Annotated in this window: 28 protein-coding genes; 21 read left to right on the plus strand and 7 right to left on the minus strand. The window is 31.2% G+C overall.

The features are described 5' to 3' along the window. Position 1 precedes the first annotated feature (1 nt). The 4 genes from MR07_RS00910 to MR07_RS00925 are packed head-to-tail and all read left to right on the plus strand — an operon-like array spanning position 2 to position 1,809. Complete coding sequence (locus tag MR07_RS00910; protein ID WP_024070988.1) at positions 2-430, plus strand: uL11 family ribosomal protein; 429 nt, start codon at positions 2-4, stop codon at positions 428-430. Continuing rightward, the gene (locus MR07_RS00915) at positions 430-1,068 is read left to right on the plus strand and encodes a 50S ribosomal protein L1 (protein ID WP_024070989.1); all 639 of its coding nucleotides are present in this window, start codon (positions 430-432) and stop codon (positions 1,066-1,068) included. Before MR07_RS00910 ends, MR07_RS00915 begins: the two co-directional genes overlap by 1 nt. A 57-nt stretch (positions 1,069-1,125) precedes the next feature. Next, entirely contained in the window at positions 1,126-1,356 is a 231-nt protein-coding gene (locus MR07_RS00920) for a hypothetical protein (protein WP_024070990.1), read from the plus strand. A 39-nt stretch (positions 1,357-1,395) separates the two neighbouring features. After that, positions 1,396-1,809 (plus strand): hypothetical protein, encoded by a 414-nt coding sequence (locus MR07_RS00925; protein ID WP_144079543.1) that lies wholly within the window; start codon positions 1,396-1,398, stop codon positions 1,807-1,809. 3 nt (positions 1,810-1,812) lie between these two features. On the opposite strand, the gene rlmB is transcribed toward MR07_RS00925, so the two are convergent. Further along, positions 1,813-2,559, minus strand: a complete 747-nt coding sequence (gene rlmB, locus MR07_RS00930) for a 23S rRNA (guanosine(2251)-2'-O)-methyltransferase RlmB (protein WP_024070992.1) — start codon at positions 2,557-2,559, stop codon at positions 1,813-1,815. A gap of 35 nt (positions 2,560-2,594) precedes the next feature. Next, a complete protein-coding gene (locus MR07_RS00935; RefSeq protein ID WP_024070993.1) occupies positions 2,595-3,896 on the minus strand; it encodes a class I tRNA ligase family protein in 1,302 nt (433 codons plus the stop codon). Positions 3,897-3,953: 57 nt separating this feature from the next. On the opposite strand from MR07_RS00935, the gene rpmA reads away from it, so the two are divergent. The 4 genes from rpmA (at position 3,954) to MR07_RS00955 (ending at position 6,861) form a co-directional block, all read left to right on the plus strand. Next, positions 3,954-4,229, plus strand: coding sequence for a 50S ribosomal protein L27 (gene rpmA, locus MR07_RS00940; protein WP_024070994.1), 276 nt, complete (start codon positions 3,954-3,956; stop codon positions 4,227-4,229). Positions 4,230-4,265: 36 nt separating this feature from the next. Continuing rightward, entirely contained in the window at positions 4,266-5,231 is a 966-nt protein-coding gene (locus MR07_RS00945; RefSeq protein ID WP_024070995.1) for an L-lactate dehydrogenase, read from the plus strand. Further along, the gene (locus MR07_RS00950; RefSeq protein WP_024070996.1) at positions 5,206-5,916 is read left to right on the plus strand and encodes a hypothetical protein; all 711 of its coding nucleotides are present in this window, start codon (positions 5,206-5,208) and stop codon (positions 5,914-5,916) included. The genes MR07_RS00945 and MR07_RS00950 overlap by 26 nt, the downstream gene beginning before the upstream one ends. Before the next feature lie 72 nt (positions 5,917-5,988). Next, a complete protein-coding gene (locus MR07_RS00955; RefSeq protein WP_024070997.1) occupies positions 5,989-6,861 on the plus strand; it encodes a hypothetical protein in 873 nt (290 codons plus the stop codon). Between the two features lie 222 nt (positions 6,862-7,083). Here the strand turns inward: MR07_RS00955 and MR07_RS00965 are convergent, their stop codons facing one another. Next, entirely contained in the window at positions 7,084-8,079 is a 996-nt protein-coding gene (locus tag MR07_RS00965) for a pseudouridine synthase family protein (protein WP_024070999.1), read from the minus strand. Positions 8,080-8,097: 18 nt separating this feature from the next. On the opposite strand from MR07_RS00965, the gene gltX reads away from it, so the two are divergent. The 12 genes from gltX (at position 8,098) to infC (ending at position 17,077) form a co-directional block, all read left to right on the plus strand. Then, entirely contained in the window at positions 8,098-9,564 is a 1,467-nt protein-coding gene (gene gltX, locus MR07_RS00970) for a glutamate--tRNA ligase (RefSeq protein WP_024071000.1), read from the plus strand. A gap of 185 nt (positions 9,565-9,749) precedes the next feature. Next, positions 9,750-10,394 carry a hypothetical protein gene (locus MR07_RS00975; RefSeq protein WP_024071001.1) on the plus strand — a complete coding sequence of 215 codons (645 nt, stop codon included), beginning with the start codon at positions 9,750-9,752 and terminating at the stop codon, positions 10,392-10,394. Positions 10,395-10,571: 177 nt separating this feature from the next. Beyond that, positions 10,572-10,913, plus strand: a complete 342-nt coding sequence (locus MR07_RS00980) for a hypothetical protein (RefSeq protein ID WP_043901150.1) — start codon at positions 10,572-10,574, stop codon at positions 10,911-10,913. 57 nt (positions 10,914-10,970) lie between these two features. Further along, complete coding sequence (locus MR07_RS00985) at positions 10,971-11,150, plus strand: hypothetical protein (RefSeq protein ID WP_024071003.1); 180 nt, start codon at positions 10,971-10,973, stop codon at positions 11,148-11,150. Positions 11,151-11,200: 50 nt separating this feature from the next. Beyond that, entirely contained in the window at positions 11,201-11,554 is a 354-nt protein-coding gene (locus MR07_RS00990; protein WP_024071004.1) for a hypothetical protein, read from the plus strand. Positions 11,555-11,626: 72 nt separating this feature from the next. Beyond that, positions 11,627-12,181, plus strand: a complete 555-nt coding sequence (locus tag MR07_RS00995) for a hypothetical protein (protein WP_024071005.1) — start codon at positions 11,627-11,629, stop codon at positions 12,179-12,181. Between the two features lie 110 nt (positions 12,182-12,291). After that, a complete protein-coding gene (locus MR07_RS01005) occupies positions 12,292-12,849 on the plus strand; it encodes a hypothetical protein (protein WP_024071006.1) in 558 nt (185 codons plus the stop codon). Positions 12,850-13,013: 164 nt separating this feature from the next. Continuing rightward, positions 13,014-13,571 carry a hypothetical protein gene (locus tag MR07_RS01010; protein WP_024071007.1) on the plus strand — a complete coding sequence of 186 codons (558 nt, stop codon included), beginning with the start codon at positions 13,014-13,016 and terminating at the stop codon, positions 13,569-13,571. A 214-nt stretch (positions 13,572-13,785) separates the two neighbouring features. Beyond that, a complete protein-coding gene (locus MR07_RS01015) occupies positions 13,786-14,349 on the plus strand; it encodes a hypothetical protein (protein ID WP_024071008.1) in 564 nt (187 codons plus the stop codon). A gap of 114 nt (positions 14,350-14,463) precedes the next feature. Then, positions 14,464-15,831: an HD domain-containing protein gene (locus tag MR07_RS01020; protein WP_024071009.1), complete on the plus strand. Its 1,368-nt coding sequence runs from the start codon at positions 14,464-14,466 to the stop codon at positions 15,829-15,831. 13 nt (positions 15,832-15,844) lie between these two features. Further along, complete coding sequence (gene rpoE, locus MR07_RS04490) at positions 15,845-16,381, plus strand: DNA-directed RNA polymerase subunit delta (RefSeq protein ID WP_024071010.1); 537 nt, start codon at positions 15,845-15,847, stop codon at positions 16,379-16,381. Positions 16,382-16,531: 150 nt separating this feature from the next. After that, positions 16,532-17,077 (plus strand): translation initiation factor IF-3, encoded by a 546-nt coding sequence (gene infC, locus MR07_RS01035; protein WP_084289605.1) that lies wholly within the window; start codon positions 16,532-16,534, stop codon positions 17,075-17,077. 6 nt (positions 17,078-17,083) lie between these two features. Here the strand turns inward: infC and MR07_RS01040 are convergent, their stop codons facing one another. Then, complete coding sequence (locus MR07_RS01040; protein ID WP_024071013.1) at positions 17,084-18,034, minus strand: hypothetical protein; 951 nt, start codon at positions 18,032-18,034, stop codon at positions 17,084-17,086. 36 nt (positions 18,035-18,070) lie between these two features. Between MR07_RS01040 and tsf the strand changes: the two genes are divergently transcribed. Further along, positions 18,071-18,955 carry a translation elongation factor Ts gene (gene tsf, locus MR07_RS01045; RefSeq protein WP_043901154.1) on the plus strand — a complete coding sequence of 295 codons (885 nt, stop codon included), beginning with the start codon at positions 18,071-18,073 and terminating at the stop codon, positions 18,953-18,955. A 16-nt stretch (positions 18,956-18,971) separates the two neighbouring features. Here the strand turns inward: tsf and MR07_RS01050 are convergent, their stop codons facing one another. The 3 genes from MR07_RS01050 to MR07_RS01060 form a co-directional block, all read right to left on the minus strand. Further along, positions 18,972-19,901, minus strand: a complete 930-nt coding sequence (locus tag MR07_RS01050) for an ABC transporter ATP-binding protein (RefSeq protein ID WP_235062731.1) — start codon at positions 19,899-19,901, stop codon at positions 18,972-18,974. Between the two features lie 304 nt (positions 19,902-20,205). Next, on the minus strand, positions 20,206-21,699 hold the full coding sequence (locus MR07_RS01055; RefSeq protein ID WP_024071016.1) for an ABC transporter ATP-binding protein: 1,494 nt from the start codon (positions 21,697-21,699) through the stop codon (positions 20,206-20,208). Further along, entirely contained in the window at positions 21,699-22,721 is a 1,023-nt protein-coding gene (locus MR07_RS01060) for an iron ABC transporter permease (RefSeq protein WP_024071017.1), read from the minus strand. The genes MR07_RS01055 and MR07_RS01060 overlap by 1 nt, the downstream gene beginning before the upstream one ends. Positions 22,722-22,741: the final 20 nt, after the last annotated feature.

Here is a 22,741-nt window from a genome sequence, read left to right on the forward strand (position 1 = left end):
TATGTTTTTTAAATCCCAAAATAGAATAGCTAAGCTGGAATTAATTGGGGGACAAGCAAAGCCTGGGCCAGCTTTAGCCAGCTTAGGAATTAATATGGTTCAATTTTCAAAGGAATTCAATGAAAGAAGTTCCAATAGAATGGGAGAGAGAATTCCAGTAGTTATTGAAATTTTCCCCTCTAAAGCCTTTAAATTTCAGTTAAAAACTACTCCAACTGCAACCTTAATTAAAAAAGCAGTTTCACTAGAAAAGGGATCTTCTAAATCGAAAACTGATATAGTGGCAACTTTGGACTATTCAAAGATAGTCGAAATAGCCAAGATTAAACTAGAAGATTCCAATACTGATAATTTAGATAGTATGATTTCTATGATTATTGGAACAGCAAAACAAATGGGAGTAAAGGTTGCTAACAAGGATTCTGAATAATGGAGTTAAAGGAAGCTTTAACAAAAATACTGGAAAATAAAAAAAGTAGTTTTGTTGAAAGTGTTGATGTTGCCATTCTACTTGCTATTCAACCAAAGAAACACGATCAAAATATTAAGGAAAGATATCTCCTTCCAAATCCAGTGATTAAGAAACCAATTAAAATATTGGTTTTTGATGAATCTTTAGGAGAAGAAGAGGCGAAAAAAGCCGGCATTGATTATTTAGGTGGAGAAGATACCATTCAAAAAATTCAACAAGGTTGAATGGATTTTCAACTAATTATTTCTTCCCATCAATCTATGCCTAAATTATTGAGATTGGGAAAGATTTTAGGGCCTAAAGGCCTTTTACCTTCGCCGAAAAACGGTACTGTTGTGAAGGATACTAGAGAAGCGGTTGAGATTTTTAGAAAGGGTCAAAAAACTCTTCAAAATGATAGTGTCGGGAATGTTCACTTATCAATAGGTCAAACTTCTTTTTCTATAGAACAATTAGAGGAAAACTTTAATTACTTAATTAAGTTTTTAAGAGCAAAAAAACCTCCTGCAGTTAAATCTCAATTTATTAAAAAAATTTCCCTATCTTCCACTATGGGCAAATCGTATGAATTAACTATGTCTTCTTTGAGTTACTAGGTTTTTCAAGCAATTAATTATCTCAATTATTACCAGAAACTTTAGTAACTAGTCAGTATGTATCATCTTCTTAAATTTGGAATCTTATTTGTTACTCCCTTAGCCACCATCTCTATTCCCTATTTGAGTAGAGAAATATCAAAAGATAATTCAAAAGTAACAGAAACAAATCGAAATAGTTCAGTTAATTTAGATGGATCAATAATCTTAATTAACGAAAATAAATTGGATTTCGGTTCTCCTTGTGAATTGTTTTTGAATGATGTTGCCCTTAAGAATAAACAGTAAAAATCATTTAATAATTCGGAAGAATTATTGAATTATTTATTGGGAAATACTAAAACATTAAATACTGAGAATTGGCAAATTTCTCTACCCAAAAAAGTTTTCCAAACCTTATCAGATGGTTTCACCCTTGAACCTTTAGATTCTACCCAACACAAACAAAGAATAATTTTCCAAAAAGACCAAGAATCATCAGAATTACATAGTGCACTTTTTCAGCCACTTTGAAAAAAATGAATTTCAAACTGAAATTCTAAATCCGTTGGAATTAAAAAGATAATTTTTGGAATAAGTGCAGACAATAATCTCTTAGGTAAAAGCTACGAAATAGAACAATTACATAAGTGTCACAACGGAAACTGGTATAGTATCAGATTTAACTCCAAACTCTCTTCTCAAGATATAGAAGATGTAGATTTCAAACATTGACTGAATAATCACTTGGGAATTCTTTAGGAATTATGAGTTCTTTTGTTTAACCCATTCGTAAAGTAATATCCCAGTAGCTACAGATACATTTAAAGAGTCAACATTATTTTCTAGGGGAATCTTGATTCTTCAATCAACTAAAGATTCCAGATGTTTTGAGATTCCAGTTCCCTCATTTCCCATAATTATTATGCTTCTGGGATTGAATTCAGCTTCAAAGTATGTTTTAGAGTTAGGAGTTAAAGAGGCGGCATAACTTCAAAATCCTATTTTTTTAAGTCTCTCTAAGGCATTAGCTAAATTAGAAACCATTACTAAATTCAACTGAAGAGCATAGCCTTGAGAAGTCTTTAATACAGAATTATTAAGTCTGACATTATTGGCAGAAGAATAAATAATATATTTAACTCCCGCAGCCAAACAAGTTCTTATGATTGCTCCAAAGTTGTAGGGGTCCTGTAATTTATCTAACATAACAATACATTCAGGAGAGTTGGATTGAGATAACTCTTCCAGAATCTCAGGAAATGTTAGTTGTTCTTTGGAATTGAGAGAAGTGAATACATCACTGTATTTTGCATTCATTTCTTGTTGCAAAGTTTTTAATCAACTTTTGGGCTTAATAGTGTAAGGTATTGATAAAGACTTACATTCAGTGATAATTTGTTGTTGAGATGAAGAAAGGTAGACGTTGTGAATTAACTTTCTCAAGTGATCATTTTTAAGAATTTCTAATAAACCTTTTCTACCATTAAGAATTAGTCTTTTCTCAATCATTTAAGTAGTATTAAAAGAATTACTTAACAACTAAATTAAGGAATTATTATCTTTTCTTGGAGTTGAGCTCTAATCAAATCAGCTTTTTGATAATCTTTAGAATCGACTAAATCAAATCAATCTCTAGCTAAATTAAGTTCTTCAGAATTTAGTTTTGGTACGGCAAATCCCAGTCAATTTAAGTGAAAACTTAATTTTTTTCGATAAAAAATCATATCTTGAATGTGATTTAACTTAATCGCATTTAAAAGAGATTGTTTTCAAACTTCTAGTAATGACAAAATTTCAGGCAAATTTAAGTCATTCTCTAGGCTGTCAATAATTTGTTGATCTAATTGCTTGATATGTATTTCATTAAATTCTTCATTGATTCTTTCTCTTTCTAGAATAATTCGAGAATAATTTAAGGCACTAATAAAACTCTTTCATTCTGATCAGTAATTATCAAGATTAGTTTTAGTTATAGTTTGAGGCTTGTTATATTTTGCCTTCAAAAAAATATATCTCAAAAGATCTCAAGAGTAGTTTTTTGCACAGTCTTCGACTTTCCAACTAAAGTTAGAAGATTTAGAAAGTTTTCCTGCTTCATTCAAAACTTGACCTATGTGAATTCAAATTTCTGCAATTTCACAATTGCATGCAGATCTGCTTAGTAAGTTCACATTTTCGTGGTGCGGGAACTTTAAGTCCACTCCTCCCCCGTGAATAGTTATTGGGAGTTCAAAATATTTATTTAACATAGCAAAACATTCCACATGCCAACCAGGTATTCCCCTAAATCAGGGGGATTCATAATCTTCAGAACTATTAATATTTTCTTTTCAGAGTGCGAAATTAGCCTCTTCAGAAACCTGATCTTCGTAAGAGGTGAAATAATTTAGTGATTTATCTTTAGTTGGCTGAAGAAATTTGATAGTTTGTGAGGGCTTGTCTCAGTAAGCTTGATCCCTCGCAATCAAACTATTGATAACTCATTTAATTTCAGAGATGTGCTCACTAACTCTAGGTAAGAGATCAGGTTGAATTAAATTAAGTTTTCTATATATATGGAAAAAAGAGTTAGTGTATTGTGAGGTTAATTCAGAGGATGTTAACCCCTTTTCTTTTGCACTAATAAATATCTTTTCATCAATATCTGTTAGATTTTGGATATATTTGTAATCTAAGTTCTTGTATTTGAGATATCTGATTAGGAAATCAAAGATGACTATTGGTCTTAGATTTCCTAAATGTAAGTAGTTGTACAAAGTAGGACCACAAACATATATAGTAATTAGTTGTTTTTTAGGAAGATATTTAGTTGTTTGAGATAAACTGTCAAATAACTTTAAAGGCATAAATTATGAAGGAGTCCTAAAAATTAATATAAATTTAGATATTTTTAGAAATTAGGTATGGCTTCAAAAAAAGGAGTAGGTTCAACTAAGAATGGAAGAGATTCAGCTCCCAAGTATTTAGGGGCAAAGCTAAGTGATGGACAGTTTGCTAAAGCTGGTCAAATAATTTATAGACAAAGAGGATTCAAGGTTCATCCTGGAGATAATGTTGGTTTTGGAAAAGACCATACACTTTATGCCAAGATTTCCGGAATAGTTATTTACCAAAAATTTAAAGGAAGTAAAACAAGAGTTAAGGTAATTGAGAAGTTTGATAACCAACAGCTTTCTTAACATTTCAATTTAAAATCAAATTAGGTATTTGATTTAATGGAAACTACTAAGATAGCAGTAATCGGTTGTGGAGCAGTAGGTTCCTCTTTCCTTTATTCTGCTATTCATCAAGGCCTTGCTTCTGAATATGGTTTATTGGATTATGTGACTGAATTTGCAAGAGGTCAAGCTTTAGATTTAGAAGATGCAATACCACATTTTCCATTCAGACCAAGAATTAAAGTAATTGAAGATTATTCAGAATTAAAGAACTACCAAATTTTAGTTATTACTGCTGGGAGAGCTCAAAAGGAAGGTGAAACCAGATTACAAATGATTAGAGACAATGCAGTTATCATGAAGGGAATTGCTGAGAAAGTAAAAGATTCTGGATTCAATGGAATAGTTCTTATTTGTTCTAATCCAGTTGATGTTTTGACATATGTGTTTAAAAAAGTTACAGGATTTCATAACAAAAGAGTTATTGGTTCTGGAACTGTTTTGGACACTAATAGATTAAAAGTTGAAGTTATAAAAGCTTTGGATGTTGCCCCAGCTAGTTTGGAGGGAACTTTCGTTTTAGGAGAACATGGAGATAGTTCTCTAGTTACCTTCTCAATGATGAAGGTGTCTGGATTAAGCATTAACAGATGTGAAGAAGTTCACTACCCTAATTCCCCTTTCTGTTGTTCTGATTATGAAGAAAAGTTGGAAAAAGTGGTTTATAAGAAAGCTTATGAAATTATTAGTAGAAAGAGAGCGACTCACTATGGAATTGGAGTTGCAATGACTAAGATATTGCAAGCTATTATTTATAACACTAGGGAAATATTGCCAGTTAGTTCTGTGTTACACGGTGAATATGGTTTGTCAGAAGTGGCAATAAGTGTTCCAACTATTGTTGGTTCATGTGGAATCGAGTCAATAGTTGTTGTTCCTCTGAAAGACAAAGAAAGAAGCAAGTTAGAAAATTCAGTGAAAATATTGAAAGACAATATTGAAACCATTCGGGACTTGATTTAGGGATTTCTTTTTAGATTCCCTCTCCTTCGAGGGGAGGGAAAAGAAGCCTATAGACATAGAGATAGTCAAAGTCAGACTTTCTTGATTATTTGGTTCATCTCTTTATCTTTCAATAGCTTGTTTTTGTATTTATATTGTTGGATTATCTGCAATTCACTTATCTGCTCAAATTAAAGATGCTCTTTGAATAGAAAAAATACTTTTCTTTATAAGTCCCAAAGTTTGACAAAACTATTTTTTCTCTGGAACTTTATTCAATAGTCTCAGAAGGGCAAGTAATGCTGGAGAAATTACTTTTATCTTTTTGAATTTAGGTTTAGTAATAATTTCATTTATTTCTCTGATATTTAATCTCTATACAATCAACATTTCTTGGTCAACCAATTTAAAAGAATTAAGGTTAGCATGTTATGCCCTTTGCTTCCCTGTATTTGGTTGATTGTTTACTTTATCAGTAATTGGCTATTTCAAATTTATGAGATCCAAGGATGTCATAATCAGTTGACTTAGAGGAAGAGATTCTATGCATAGTTTTTGAGATAAAGCTTCTGAAATTGTTGAAAAAGTGGGAACGGGAAAGGATAAATTTAAACCTAAAACTCTTGATTTTTTGGAAATCAAGAAAGAGAATAAAGTATCTGAAATGTTGAGTAGATTGGATAAATATGTTGTGAAAAAAATATAGCGAACATTTAATTAAGAGCAAGGTTTCGCAATAAAATTAATTTAATTTTCGGGAACAATCCACAATTAAGTAATGAAAATCTCTTTGTTTTCCATTCTTTTTGGGGCGGGTAGTGTTGCTTCAGGTAGCAGTTTTATGATTTTGGACGCCCTAAGAATTGGGGGGGGCGTAAGAATGGAGGTTTCTGGAGAAAGTGTAAGTATTGAAAACAAGGATTGGGTTAAAGTAGGAGGTTCAACAGGAGAGGGAATTTTTGTTGAGTCTAAGGGAGTATATACAACTGGAGGGTTTATTTCAGGGAGATATGTTGGAAGTGCGAGAGTAGGGTCTTCTTCCTCTCCTAATGTAGATGGCGGGCATTCAATGCTGGCCAGCGAGGATCAACCAATTATGATTTGGCAAGGGAAAAATGGAGTTGCCATTTTAAGACTAAAAAGATACTTTAAGAATGAAAAAGGAGAAAGTGCTCTTGAACATGCCAAAAAAGTTAATAGTGAAATGTGAAATAAAGGATCCAGTAGTGATTTAGTAGATGAAGGAGGAAGTTATTTCTGTCAAGAAAGAATTGATAATTGAAAGAATTATTTAAATGGTGAGATAGGGTATGTTAAAAAAGATGGTGTTCAGGGACCCGGCATTCTTAGCGTGATAGATGATAATAAGTTAACTCAAAAAGTTATGAAAACATCTTGCCAAGGAACAGAGATAATTTATGTTGAAAAATTTAGCTTTTTAAGTAAGGACGGCAAGACACTTGAAATTATAGATTGCAAAACTCATAACGTAAAAGGTAAAAAGTTTAATTTGGGAAAGGTTGAATCTGTATTGTACGGAAGAAATAAAGATTTAAAGATGACTGATAGGGGAATAGAAGATGGAAATGGAAACTTAGTTAAATGAGGATCAACTTTTCTTCCAAAAATTACTCTGAAGGTTGCTAGTTAGCTCCTTTTAAACTGTTACACATTAAATATTTTTTACCTATGATCGTCGTCGGTGTCGGAGGCCTTTGCTTAGCAGTAGGTTTTAGTGAATACACTCTTTGGTCTACTCCAAGCATTGATACTACCAAACTTACAAATCCTCAAGAGAGGATTATAAAATCTGACAAAGTTGTCAATATTCCAACTAACAAAGGTATTTTTAAGGATGAAACCCTTCAATAATTTAAATTTTTTTAGCAAAATTCAATAAGTCATTGCTTTCTTCCGGTAAACAAAAGTTTTGTTTGGGCAAATTTAAAGGCTTTTTAAGATGTTCTGGAAAAACTAGTTGATAAGAACAAAGAGCTATTTTCTTAGAGTTAAAAGGTAGACCCTTAACTCCCCCCTTGTTAATGTTTGATTTAAATTTTTCTGAGTAATATTTTCTGTCCCCCAAGATAGGGTAACCAAGCTCAGCTAATTGAGCTCTAATTTGGTTTTTCCTACCAGTAATTAGGTTTATTTCTAAATAGCTATATTTAGAGTTTCCCTTTAATTTTTTAATTTCTGAAATAGCTAATTTAGATTCATTGTTTGGATCTTTAAGAACTTTGACTTTAGAGTGTTTATCTACTATTCAATTTCTAAGTCTTAGAAATTCATGATTAAAAAATCCAAATACAATAGCTCTATAGATTTTTTTAATTTCTCTGTTTTTCAAAGAATCACTTAATAAATGGTGGGAATTGGCTGTTTTAGCCCCAATCAATAATCCGGAAACTGGATGATCAATTCTGTGAACAAATTTAGCTGAATATTCTATTTGAACATCTAATTTACTATTAGATTTCAAATATTGTTGCAATAATTCTTCTAAGGAATAACAATTTAATTTACTTGATGGTTGAACAATTTGTCCTGCTTTTTTGTTAACAATTACAATTTCTGAGTTCTCGAAGACAATTTGATCTGAAATTGAAATAGAACAATTTAATTTAGTTTTGGGAAATTTAGAACTAGATTTATTTTTTTCTGGTACTGGAATAATGGAGACAATATCTCCAAGTTGAAGCTTATATTGGAAATAACTTATCTGGTTATTTACCAATATTTTTTTCAACCTTAATTCTTTAATTATTAGTAATTTGGTGTAATGAGGTAATGCTAATTTGATATATTTTCAAAGGTTGTAATTTTCTCAACGCGAATCATCAATTTTTAGTTCTATGGTAGATAACATTAAAGAATTAGTGATCTAATGGCTGAAGAACAATTAAAAATAATAAGAACTAGATTTGCACCGTCACCAACTGGTGCTCTCCACATTGGAGGATTGAGAACAGCACTAATTAATTATTTATTTGCCAAGCAACACAATGGAGTTTTTGTTTTGAGAATAGAAGATACTGATAAATCTAGAAATCAACCAGATCAGATTAAAAAAATCTGAAATAGTTTAGTGTCTATGTCAGTTATACCTGATGAATCTTCTGAGTCACCAGGTGAAGTGGGGCCATATTTACAGTCTGAAAGACTAGATAAATATATATATAGAATAAACCAGCTATTAAAAGAAGGAAAAGCATATAGATGCTTTTGCGAATCAGATAATCAAAATACTTCAGAGGAGTCCAAGGAGTATTTTTATTCTGGAAGATGTAGAAATTTATCCAAAGAAGAAATTAAGCATAAATTAGATCAAGGTATTGCACACTGCGTTAGATTAAAGGTAGACAAATCTAAGGTATATAGCTGAAATGACTATGTTAGGGGACAGATGTTTGTATCTGCTACAGCTTTAGGAGATATCATACTAATGCGAAGTAATGGTTTGCCAACTTATAACTTTGCGGCTGTAGTTGATGATTATGAAATGAAAATTACAGATATATTCCGAGGAGAGGAACATATTTCTAATACTCCTTATCAAATAGCTTTATATGAATCTTTTGGTTGAAAAGATTCAATACCTAGATTTGGACATTTATCTTTAATTCTTTCTGAATCTGGAAAAAAGATTTCCAAAAGAGATCCGGATTCAGAAAGATATTTAGTAGATTATTTCTGGGATAAAGGTTATTATCCTGAAGCAATATTAAATTATTTGTTAATACTTGGTTGGTCTGAAGGAGAAAGAGAGTTTTTTAAGTTAGATGAGGGAGTCAAACATTTTTCTACTAGTGGCTTGAGCGGATCTCCCTCTACCTTTGATTTCAAGAAACTTGAATGAATGAGTCAATCGTATTTGAATCAATTAGATCTTCATAAATACTTAAATTTTGTTTTGCCCTTTTTTAAGGGAGAAGCTAAAGATTATTCATTAACTCTAGAACAGAAGAAAGAATTTGCAATCAGATTTAGATCTAGAGTTAAATATGCTTCTTTCTTAGATGAGTTGGCTAGTTCCTTCTATTCAATTGATTATTTGTCTGAAGAAGTTATTAATCAATTAAAAGAATTTCCAGAAGTTGTCTCGTTAATTGAGAAAACTTTAGAAAGGCTGGAGCAGATAAATTCTGAAGATTGAAAAGAAGAAAAGGAAATACAACAGTTTTTAAAAATTCTTTGTGCCACACTTGAGATTAAGAAACATGATTTTTATACCAATCTTAGATTGTTATTAACTGGTGAATCAGAAGGACTGCCACTATTCTCTATTTTCTTTTTGTTGGGATTAGAGAAATCCAGATTTAGATTTCAAAAAGTTTTAGAATTCCTAAAGTAGATAAGTAAGACGGGATAATTACTTATTTCTAAATCTTTAGTTTTGGCATTTGGAAAAATAAGAGGAATAGATTTTTTTCATATTTTCAAAAATTAGATTTTGAAAATTTAGTTTTGAATTATGTTTCTTTAAAATTTTTTACCATTTAAGTAAAAACATTAATTGGTTAGTTTAAGTCTTAATTAATGTTCTTAAAAGTTTTTTCTATCTTTTTATCTTTTGGGTCTCCTGCGATAATTCCTTTAGCTTTACCGAAGAAAGACAAACTGCAAGATTCTTTATCAATTTTGAATGTCTCTCAAGAAGAACAAAATGAGATCAAGGATTACAAAAGAAATCTTTCAATTAACTTTTTTACAAAGTATTTTGAAAATATCAATAGAGACATAACAGTCTGTCAGACTGATAAGTCACTATCCTGCCCTTTGTTTTTATATGTAGAAAATAACGAACATGATCAAAAAGTTGTTCTTCAAACAGTTCAAGAAAAATCTTTAAAAAATGTTGAATCCAATAGCTTAGTTAATGTCGGAACAGATCCATTTATTAACGATTCTTATATAAAGAGCAAAGACGTATTTTATATCTTGCCAGAGAAATTGAAGAAAAAAGATGTTTTTTTGAGAGAAATAAGTTCCATCAAATTTATTGACAATGGCAAATTGTCAATAGGTCTGCCAGGCGGTGAAGTTAAAACTTTTTTGTTTAATATTCCAGAAAACATTAAAAATCTTTTAAAACAGAAAGACTACTGTGAAACAAATTCCGATACAAAACAAAACTTTATTTGCAACGCCTTAAATAATGATCAAAAGGTAATTTATCGCTAAAATCAAAATTATTGTCTTGTCGGTACTTTAGCAGTGTCTTTTGTTGTTAAAGTAGTTTCAGGTTTCTCAGGTCTAGGTGCTGTTGCCTCCATACCTTTCGCGATGACTAATAATGTTGAAAAGATAGAATTTCGTTTGCCACCACCAGTTATGAATAGTTAAGTGATGAAAAAGTTAATGGAAGAAGGATCTTGCAAGATTTCAAAAGGGCATAGAGGAGGAGGTTCTTTATATTCATGTCTATTTTTGGATAAGGAAGAAAATTTAGTACCTTCTTTATATTTACTTTGATGTTCTTCTTGAACTGAACCTTTAAAAATTCAGAAAATTAAGAGTATTTCTTATACAAAAATGCAATTTGATGATGGACAAAATAAATCAGGATATTATTTTCCTCCTATGTGGATGAAAAGAAATGTAGATATAAATCCAGAAAAAGACTGTAGAAAAAAAGAAGGTTCTGTTAATGATATAGTTTGCAAAAATTCATCCAATAGTCAAGAAATCAATATTTTTTAGAACTGTTTAGTCGCAAAACAATTCGAATTACATTGTTACATTAGTGTTTAATAAATAATGTCTTTTCCAGCAAAAGTTTTAAAAGGATTCTTTGGAATAGGAGGAATTGGAACAATTCCTCTTTTAGAAATGAACCCACTTAAAAAGGAGATAAATCAAGAAATTAAAGATTTGTTGCCCCCCCCGCAGAACCTTTTAAGGAGGCAGTTTTTATTCCTCCTATTGACAAATTATTAGATGGATGTCAAGCCTGCGCTTTAATAGGAGGACAAAGATGGAAAAATGTTTTGTACGTATGTGCGAGAAATGATGGCTCAGCGAAACCATCTTTCTTTTATTACGACAGAACTAAGTGAAATAGGCTAGGCGCTTCTTCTCCCGAAAAGCCAGAAAAAATCTTGAGTTTAGGTTACGACAATTCGTCAAAAGCAAAAGCATATTTGGAAAGCAAAGAATATAAAGATTTAGTTTGGGCTCCTTTTTGAATGAGTAAGTGAAAAAAGGAGACGTTAAAGCCAGAAGAGCAATGTCAAATTAAGAAACATAACAATAATAGTTCTTTGAATTTATTAACTTGCAAGCACTTGCAAGATGAAAAAGGAAAAACCGAGTGAACCCAGTATATTACTGCAATTCTTTAAGAATACAAGGGTAATTTTTATTAGCTTTTCTGTTACTTAAAATTTCAGTATTGGAATTGAATTAAAAAGATAGTGTCAATACTATTAAGAACTGTTCAAATTTTTGCTGGATTGGGGGGGGTTGCCGTTATTCCCTTAACACTTAGCAATAATTCTGACAGGTTAGAAATTAAATTTCAAGATTCTGTAGGGCAACAAATAAGTGAAAAAATGACAAAAATATTAGAAGAAAAGGGAGAAAAAGGTTATAAGGGTTGTGTGGCTTTAGAAGGTAGTAGTCATAACGGAATATTCCCTTTCTTATATGTTTGCATTAATTCTGAAGATTTAAGCAAACCATTTTTATTTCACTATGATAGTAAGGTAAAACCTTTTGCTAGCCGAATAAGCGAAGTCAAAGAAATAACTTACTCCTATTCTTATTTAGGAGAAGCAACTTTAAAAGAAGGTTCAAAGAAAACATTGCGCGTTCTTCCCTTTTGAATGAGTAAGTGAAAAGATAAATTATTTAAGCCTGAGGAACATTGTAAGTTAACTAAATCTAAAGATAGTAAATATTCATATCAACTAACTTGTCAATTTAATAAAGGTTCTTCTGAAAAAGCAGAATTAACTCAAAACATTTAAATCAAATAAGAGATTTAAAGTACTCAAAAATAAGTAGATAATTTGGCTTTTTTAAAGAGAACTGTGCAAGGTTTTATTGGCTTAAGTGCCATTTCAGTTTTTCCACTGAAATGATCCTTTGAAAAGCAAGAACAGATAGGAGTTTACGTTGATCAGTCCAGCTCGGGGGGGGCACTCAAAGTTCTAATCAAAGTCAGCAATTATTGGAAGGAATGATGGAAATATTAAATCAACCAGAAATAGTTAAAAAGGTATCTCTAAATAGTAAGGGTTATTTCCCGCTAAAAGATGTAAAGAGACATGAATTATTTGTTCTTATTGATTTAGATAACTTAGATAAACCATTTTTATTTCATTACGACTGATCTTTAAGAAAAGCAAAAAATCCAAAAGATAGATTAAAGCAAGTTACAAGTATTAACTATGAATCCTTTAGAAGTGCAAAGATGAAGTTAAAAGGAAGTTCTGATAAAAGTCTTTACTTGCCACCTTTGTGAATGAAGGATTGAAAAGGTACACAACTAAGATTGGATCAGGATTGCAAGTTCCACCAAAACAATGAATCTTCCTATAAATTAATGTGCAACAATTCAATTAAAACAACTAGAGATAATTCTTTAATTCAAGAAATCTCAACCAAAGATATTACCTTCCCCTCTAAGAGATAAATTTCTTCTAAATCCAAGAACTAGATAGAACAAAGCCCTCTAAAATCTAAGTTACAAGACTTCGATTAAAACAATGAGTTCATTAGGAGTAAAGACATTTTTGGGATTAGGCGCTATTGCTGTGATACCTTTATCATCAAGTTTTGTATTTAAAAATGTAGAAATTGATTCTACATTGGGGGGGCACATTAGCAGGAAAAAATAGTCAAGTTTCTTCATTAACTAGAGAAAGTCAACCATCAGATCCGATTAAACAAGCAATAAAGATCATGGAAGAAAAACAAAGTGAGGAAGGCAGGAAGGACGATAAAGGTTGTTTCATACTGCCTCAGTTAAAAGGTTCAGAATTCTTAATTTGTGTAAATATGAAAACACTTGATAATTTATTTTTGTTCCACTACTCTTGGAGAAATAGGAAATTAAATGAAGTGGTAGATATTACTTATACAAGTAGATGACCAGCTACCATGAAATTTTCAAATGGTAAAAGCGAACAGGTACCTTCATATTTAAAATCCAATTTCGCTTGACTCCAAAAGAATTGAAAAAATACAACATTTCTACCAAGTCATTGCAAAATAACTAAGAAAGATAATGGCGGAACAGATTATGAGTTAACATGCAATAATCCATCAGGTGTATCAGAAAAGCCTCATTGAAGTCAAAAAATTCCATTAAGTCACATTACTGTTCATAAAAATGCTTTTAACTCTAGAAAGTAAAATTAAGGTTTTGGAGTTAACTTGGTAACCGACCTAAATTTACTATCTTTTAATAGTTTTAAATCGTTGTTTTTAAGCCATCTTTCCTTTTTAAAGATATTTGTAAAGTTTCATTAGTTTAATGAGTAGCCTTTTTGTAAGAAGTCTTAAATGATTCGGAGGATTAGGAGCAGTTTCAACTATCCCGTTATCATTTTCTTTTGCATAAAAAAATATGTCTCTGGTGGGGGCAGAAATTAAACAACAAGAAAAAATTTCGGTCGAGACAAAAGCTTCTGTCAATCCAATGGAGGAGGCAATGAAGATGATAGGTGATGTACAATCAGGCCAACAAACCAAATCTACTAAAGGATGTTTCTGATTGTCTGATAGTGGTGGACATAGACTATTTATCTGTGCTAATAATTTAGAATCCTCCAACAGTTCACTATTTCTATTTAGCTATAAATGAAAAGAAAAAGAAACTAAAAAGGTTGTGAAAATAACTCAGAAGATCGGTCATTCCAATTCCCAACCTATTTTAATGCAATTTGAAAATGGGGACAACGAGAATTTGCCAAGAGAAGCTAGCACTTCACTCGCCTCTCTGTGAAAAGAATGAAAAGGTTCTGACTTTTCCACCTCTAGCTGTAAGTTAACCGGAGATAATGGAAGCCCTGCCAACTACTCTTTGACATGTCCAAATCCCAAAACACAACCACAAACCCCTTCAACTTGAACCAAAAAAGTTTCAAGAAATGATATGACCCTTTCAGACAATTCTTCAACTAAAAAATAGAATTTTTGTTTTAGTTAATTAATCTCTAAAAGTACTAGAAAGTAATTTATTTTTCAGAAATAATTAGAAAAATTTCAAATTAGTTTTTAGTAGTTTTAGTCCTTCAAATACAAAGTGTCTCGCTGATTTTCAAAAATACATTTAGAGCTCCCAAGGGCAGGGGGTTGGCCTTTTATTAAAGATCCTATACATGGAGAAATAACATTTGAGGGAAGTTCTTTTTGACTGTATTCTCTTCTGAATACAGTTGAATTTCAAAGGTTAGGAGAAATTAGTCAATTGGGTTTTTTAAAAGAGAATTTTCCAGGAGCAACTCACACAAGGCTCTCGCACTCTCTAGGTGTTTATGCCTTAACTTCTAAGTTCATTAATCACTTTCTCTCTTTAGGTGATTTAAGTGCTAACGAAGACCAATTGGAAATTGATTTATGTTTATGTTCCGCTTTGCTTCATGATATCGGCCATGGACCTTTTTCACATTTTTTTGAGCAATTTTTACCAGATTTTTCTCATGAACAAATGACTAAACAACTTATTTTGAATCAAAATTCAAAACTATATAAGTTGTTAGTGGAAAGATCTAAGGTTTATGGAAAAGAAGATAGTTTTTTTCCAGAAGAGATAGTCAAGATTCTCTCAAAAGAAAGTGGTAGAGAGTGAATAGAGGAATTAATATCTTCCAAAATAGATGTAGATAGACTTGACTATCTATTAAGAGATAAATACTTTTGCGGTAGCTTTACTCTCTCAATAGATCCGAACTTAATTATTAAGTGGACTAGATTAATGAAACTTAATGGAAAAAGAAAGCTTTGCTTTCTTGAAAAAACTAATTATCAAAGATGTTCTTTGTTATTGTCTAGGGATTATATGCATAAGGAGATTTATGGAAACTTATCTGCATTTTCATATCAGGTGATGATACTAGCGATTCTTAGGGAATGAAAAAAGATTTTTAAGAGTAACAAATTCAATAGAAATAGTTTTTATGATTTAGTCTTTCCATTGTTTTTTGAAGAACCTCAAAAGTGAAAGATCTCAGAATTTCTGAAATTAAATGATTGCAGTTTGTTGTCTAGAGTTAATGAACTATTTTTGGACTTAGAAAAAGATAGTTCGGGTTCAAAAACCTTATATTCTTTGTTATTGCTTTTCAAAGGATATCCTGAAGAAAGCCAGCATATCTTATTGAGAATGAAGACAGAGGAATTAGTAAATTTTCAAAAGTTTGCAAATAATTCTTCCGAACTAGAAAAAGACATTGTTTTAATTACAGAGATTTTTTCTCTAATTTCAGAATCGGATGAAATTAGCAGAACACAAACTTTAGATTATTTAGATTGAGAGAGCAAGGAATTTAAGCAGGTGGAATTAATATTGCCGGAGACAAAAAAGGAAACAACACGTTTTGTATTAATCACAAAAAATCTTCAAAATCAATGAATAGAATTTAAAGTTAGAAATGAGCAAACTTTAAGTTAGATTTAATTTTTTTATGAAGCACAGCGCGAGAGAATTAATGGATATTGCTTATGACACAGCAAAAGAAAGTTTTGGTAAAGATAGTTTTAATTTTGCTGCCTTGTGGGCAAAGACTTGATCTAAGGCTAAGGACTTTAGGAAAGATAGTATAGAGAATTGAATTGGAGCCTTCTATACTGAGCTTTTAATAGATCCTAGGTTTGTTTATGTAGGTACACACCAATGAAGGTTGAGAGAGTTTATGGATTACACAGAATACTTAAGAGAAATTGGTAAAAGAGCACAAGATGTTAATAAATACAGCGATCCCGAAGATGCTGAAGGAGATTCAAAAGATAAGGCAGATGCTAAGACAACAGGCAGAAAGAGAGGGCCTAGAAAGAAAAAGGAAGTGGTTGTTGAAACACAAGAAGCAGAAGGTTTAATGGATACTGAACCTGCAACTGAAGATGAAGCACCTGAAACAGAAGAGGTGAACCTAGATGAAGATATAGAAAGAACTACTGTTTTGAATCCAGAATCTGAAGATGATGAAGACAGTTACGATTAAACAATAAATTGGTGCTCTTACCCAGAGTCGAACTGGGACGATATCAAATATCAGTAGCTCTTGAGGCTACCGTGTCTGCCTATTCCACCATAAGAGCCTATATTTAGATTAAACTATTAGTTTTGTTTTTGGAAAAATTTAGCAAGGACTATTAAAAACTCTAAAAATCACCTACTAAACGAAGAAATACAGGGAGATTCTTTTAGACTTGTAGAGGAAAATGGAATTTCAGCAATTGTTAACAGAGAAGAAATGTTTTCCATTGCCAAACAAAAACAATTAGATTTAGTATTAATTAACAATAAGGCGAATCCGCCAGTAGTTAAATTACTAGATTACGAATTATTTCTTAGAGAGCAGACAAAACTTGTTAATCAATCTGCCAAAAAGGAAAAAGTTAAGTCTGCATCTAAGCAAAAATCTATTATTTTGAAGTTAAAGATAGATGAGCACGATCTTAAGTGAAAAGTTAAGAAAACAAAAGAGTGATTGGGTTCTGGAGAAAAAGTTCAATTAATCATCAGAACTCCTTATGAAGATTCTGATAGCAAAGAGATATTGGCAAAAAGTTTATTTGAAAAATTTAGTGATTTAGTAAAGGAAGAGGGAAAATCTCCAGAACCATTAAAAAGAATGAGCCCTTCACAATATGCTTGTGTTTTTCAACCAATCTCAGAAAATAAAAAATCAAACTAAGAGCTATTATTTCTTAAAAATTTTCTCAATATCTTCTGATTTACAGTTTTCAGAATCGCCATTCGGGCAATGTTCTTTTCCACATTGAGTAGAATCTCCCTTGGAACAACAACAATAACTTTTAGGCACTAATTTGAAATCATTTTGTAATCCTTTAGTTTCCAAGAGAATGTTTTTAATAAATGCTTTTAGATCAGATTTTTGGTCTATATCGTTTGAACTAAAAACTAAGTTGAGTTCTTTTTGTAATTTTGGAGATTGTTGTTCTTTGCCATTTTGACCCTGCAATTTGATAGTTTGATAATCAGAGAATAAATCTTTGTTTAATTCATAAAAAGAGGTGGGAAAAAAAATAAGAGAATCCAAATAACTTTCTCTCAGGAACTTCTCTAGTGCTAAGAAGTTATTTTCCGGAGCCTCTTGTACCTGTATTTTTAAAGTCTGACCTTTATCTATTGTTGTCTTGTTTATGTTAGATCTCTCTTGCCCTCCCTCTCTCATTCAGAGAATTAGATTTTGGCAATCATTATTTGATTCCTCAAATAATTTCTTGAGAAATTCAGAGTTATTTTGACCATTTTGTCCACCATTACCATTCGTTAAACTCAACTGATTACATTTAGATCCCTTCTTAAAAACTAAAGAAATAGGGTCCGTTGCCAGTTGTAATTCCTTTCGACCGTTATTACTTCCATTAGAATCCAAAAGTGAAGTTAGCGCTAAATCAGAACTTTTGTCACTTAAAGATTCTTTTCCTCCCGTAGATCCTGTTGGAATAACACTAATTACTGCATTTGTTTTTTGTTTTTTGACTAAGTGTTTAATTGGCTCAAATAAAGAACCACTCCCCTCTAAACTAATTACTTTTAATTCTCTATCTTGCGATCACAAGAGAGGAAAAATTGTTGCCGGAGGGGCAACAAAAAAACCTAAGGTAGTTAAAAGCCTAGCTTTCAAGTACCTTGATTATTACAATCAATTTAATTTTTAGTTATGTCTAATAAAGAATTAATAGCAAAACTAAGAAAAGAAACTTTAGCACCCTTTTCCTCTTGCATTAAGGCTTTAGAAGAAGCGAATAATAATTTTGAGGAAGCTAAAAAGCTTCTGTTTAAAAAAAGTATTTTAAAAACAAAAACAAGTGATAAAGGTGACGAAGCGTTACCAGAAGGAAAACTTTTGGCCGTTGGAACAAAAGATTTTTCTTTTTCAACTATAGTTCACTTAAGAGCTCAAACAGATTTTGTAACTAATTCAAAATCCTTTGTATCTTTACAAAGAGAAATAGGTGATATGATTTTGAAAGAATTTCAAAAACAGTCAGAATTTTCTGCTTCTACGATAGATCCGGCAGAACTATTAATGATTAAGTCTTCGAGAGACAATATTACTGTTGATGAAAAGATTGCCTCTATTTCATCAATCACTAAAGAAGAAATAAAGTTGGGAGAATGTTGAGTTTCTCCTAGAAAACCAGATTATTTCACTTTGTCTTATACTCACTACAACTTCAAATTAGCAGCCTCATTAACTCTAAAAACCGGTTCTAAAAAATTGTCAGACTTTAATGAACAAGACTTAAAGGAAATAAGAAGACTAATCATTCACTTGGCAGGAACAGATTTTCTATTTTTGACAAAAGATGATGTAACTCAAGAATGAATCAGCAAAGAGAGTGAAGTACTTAAAGAAAGCATGTTAAAGAAAAATCCTAATTTGAAAAATGTCGAACAAATAGTTGAAAAACAAATACCTAAAAGAATTGCAGAAGTTACATTTACAGAACAAACATTTATATTAGATCAATCAACAAAAATGTCTTCCATTTTGTCTAAATTTGACCTAACACCTATTTGAGTAAAGAAGATTTCAATTTAAAACAATAGCTATTTAATTACTTAGAGTTAAGGTTTAGTCTTAGGTGTGCCTCTAAAAATCCTTGATCAATTATTACCACTTCATCTAGATATTCTCTAATTTGTTCTATATCGTGATGAATCATAATAATGGTCACTCCCCTTTCAGTTTGTAAAAACTTTAAGTAATCCAAAACCATTATTCGACTTTTAATATCCAAGAAGTTAAGAGGTTCATCTAACACAATAATTTTTGTTCCTTGGGCTATAGATCTGGCAATTATTGCCTTTTGTCTATTCCCTCCAGAGAGGGCATTGAGAGATTTGCCAGATTCTTTTTCAAGCCCTAATTCCTGAATGATTGAATAAATTCTTTTTTCTTTCTCTTCTTTGGAGAACTTTGAAGTTATTAATCCTTCGCTAGGAGCAAAACCTACAGAAATAAAGTCAAACAATGAAATATCTTGATACATAATTGAATGTTGCGGTATATATGCAACATTTCTGGCAAAGGATTTAATGGAGATGTCTTGTAAATTTTTACCTATTCAATAGACTTGTCCTTCATAATTTGATAACAAATTCACAATTATTTTTGCTATAGTACTTTTTCCAGAACCATTTCTACCCACTACAGCAATAAATTTTTTAGACATCAAGCTTAAATTAATAGATTGGATTAATTTTTCCTTGTTTTTATTGGCAAGATATTTAGATCACTTTTGAGATATTTTTTCCCTCTTAGCAAGGAATTTATATATTGGGTAAAAAGCTGAAGAAAAAGTTTTATAAGAAAAAGATAGATTTGAGATTACTAATAGTTTTTTAGAACTAGAAAGAGAAATTTCAGGGAATGCAGTTTTTAATAATGGAGTTTTGAAGTTTATTTCTAAAGAATTTTGATTCATTTGATCTCATGATTTAACTGGTAATGATTGAATAGCATATTTCATAAAAACTAATCCCAATGGATTTAGTAAGCCCTCTATTCAAAAAAAGAACTTAAATAAATTGCTGATATTTAAGTTGGAGGTATAGATTTTTAGAAGAAAGATAATTTTGAATAAAAAAAGTAATCCAATAATTACTAAGAAAAAGATCTTTCATCTTTCAATAAATCCAAAAGAAGGGAGAGAAAAAGAGCTTAAATAATTGAAAGATAATCAAATTAGAAATAAACTGGCAATTGATCAATGGGTCACTGTGGCCCATTTGAGACTTAATTTAAATGGAAAATTTCTCCAAGAATTTAAAAGAAGTGAAAAGTAAAGTTTAATAGCCAATTAGAGAGGAATTTAATATTCTTTCTCACTTGCTTTCAGAAAGATCTAAATCATAGAGTTCATTTAAGAATTTCGGCTTTAAAACTTTTCCTGTCTTAGAAAATTTTTGCAATATTCCATTTTTAATTGCAATTATCTGGGAAGATAATTGAGATATTTCTGCAAAATTGTGAAGGTTGGCAATAACAATTTTTTTGGAATCTTTCAATTCTTTAAAGAAGGAAATTAAAAAAATTTTGTTTTCTATATCTAAGTGTGTTGTCGGCTCATCCAAGAGAATTATTTCAGCTTCTTTGATCATTATGCTAGCCAAAATAACTTTTTGTCTCTGCCCTCCAGACAGTTCTCCCATTCTAGAATATCGAAAATCTTCTAGTCCACACTTTTTCATTGCCTCCAATACTTTGAGGTGATCTTCTGCAGTTGCCTTTTGAGTTCTTTTCAGAAAAATAAATCTGGAATAGAGTAAGAAATCATAAATAGGAGTATCTGGTTGAATTTCCAACTCCTGAGGAATATATACAACTCTTTGCCATAGAGATTTTCTTGGTATTAATTGAATTGGCTTTCCACCTACTTGAACTTTTCCTGAACTTGATTCCAAAATTCCTCCAATGTTTTTCAATAAAGTTGTTTTTCCAGCCCCATTGGGTCCTATGATGGAATAGAATTCACCCTTTTTCAATTTCAAGTTAATATTCTTTAGTATCTTGTAGTCTGCCTTAGAAAAGCTCAGATTGGATAATACGATTTCTGACTTAGAGTTATCAGAACTTAGAAATTGATAACTATTGGATTTGTTTTGAATTTGTGGTTTGTAAATCTGTTTTCCAGCTAGCCTTAGGAGTTTAACTCTAAGGAAACGCAAGTATGCTCATCCAAATATGTTGGTAATTGAGTAAAAGAGAATCCACTTAATCTTCTCTTTTTTATTTAATTTGCGATCTAGGAATATGAAAAATATTGAAGCAATTAGAGAAATAGTAAATATTGATTCAATAATTAGTCCAAAAATTCCTATTTCTATTCAATTGTTAAAAGAAAAGAATTTTTCTTTAAATGGAGCAAAATGTTGGTAGATTTGCTGCTGTTGCTCTTGTTCTCCTGAATTTATTGTTTCCGGTTCAATTAGAGTTTTTCAATCTAAGTCCTTAAAGAAAGAATTCAATAAATTCTTTAGTTTGGGGAGATATGCCAAGGAGGAAGTAATCATTGAGCCTGAATTTTGCGCTTGAGAATCAATTTTCGCAAGAGTTGGTTCAGGCATTAGTTGAATTTGACTAATTGTTTTTCTAAGATAAGAGAGACTTCCTGAAGAGTAAATTAAATTTCAAGAGCTGAAGTCAGACGGTGATGTTGTTTTCATAAATTCATCTTGCTTAAGTGTTTGAAAGTTTGATTGAATTTGTTGAGTAATCTGATTCAAACCAATTCCAGAAGTTATACAGCCTAAAGAGCAAATAGATAAAGTTAAGAATTTCATTAGAGATTTTTGTTTTTAAGTAATAACACCAAGAAAATTGGAGTTATTATGGCAGTCGAAAATATTCCAATAGGAACATTTTGAGCTAGATTTACTGATAAGAAAGTAGCTAAAACTACCAGTAAAGCTCCAATAATAAAGCTAGCTATTACATTAGAAGATGCTTTATTGCCGAACAGAAATATTGAAATATGGGGAGCTATTATTCCTAACAGTGAAATAGTTCCAACTAAAGCACTTTCAATCCCAGCTAATAAAGCAATAGCTCCAAATAACATAATTCTTAACCTGTGAACTTTTATTCCCTGAGATGTTGCATAATCCTCTCCAATTTCCATAAGTTCTAGTTCTCTTCTAAAAATTCAGATAGTAATTGAGATGATTGCAATTAGCAAGAATGAAACTATAGTGGATATTCTTCACTCAGGAAATATGGAAATATTACTAATGTCTGGAAGTTTTCCATAACTATAGTTGGAAATTTCTACAGATATTTGTTGTGAGTTATCTTTGTTTTGAGTTATGAAACTCAAAATAGCTACACTAATTGCTTCACAAAGAAATTGGAAGACAATTCCAGAAATTACAAATGATTTAGAGGATTTCTTTTTCTTAGATAGTCAATAAACTATTGCAGTACCAAAAATAGATGCAAACAAAGAAATTATTGGCAAGACCGCCTTTAAAAAGGGAAGAGAAGACTTTTCTCCATCAAAGTTCAAGAAAATAAAAATGCTTATCGCAATGATATTTAGAGACCCTATTCCCAGCAAAGAAATGTCGGCCAATGGGTTTTTGGTTAACTTTTGTAACATTAATCCCGATACCCCTAATGCTCCTCCGCTGAAAATTGCTAAAAAGTATTGCCATAATCTAGGATTTAAGGCTTTATAGGAAAAGTCATATTTTCAATTGAATGTGAAAAGAGTAAAAAAAGAAGCTGATAAAAGAACTAAAACTAAACAAATTCACTTAGAAAGCTCATTTTGTGCCCTAATTTGTAGAGCTCCCGCCCTACTCAATTAGTGTGAAAAATTACAGG

Source organism: Mycoplasma ovis str. Michigan (assembly GCF_000508245.1).
Taxonomy (GTDB): Bacteria; Bacillota_I; Bacilli_A; order Mycoplasmatales; family Mycoplasmoidaceae; genus Eperythrozoon_A; species Eperythrozoon_A ovis.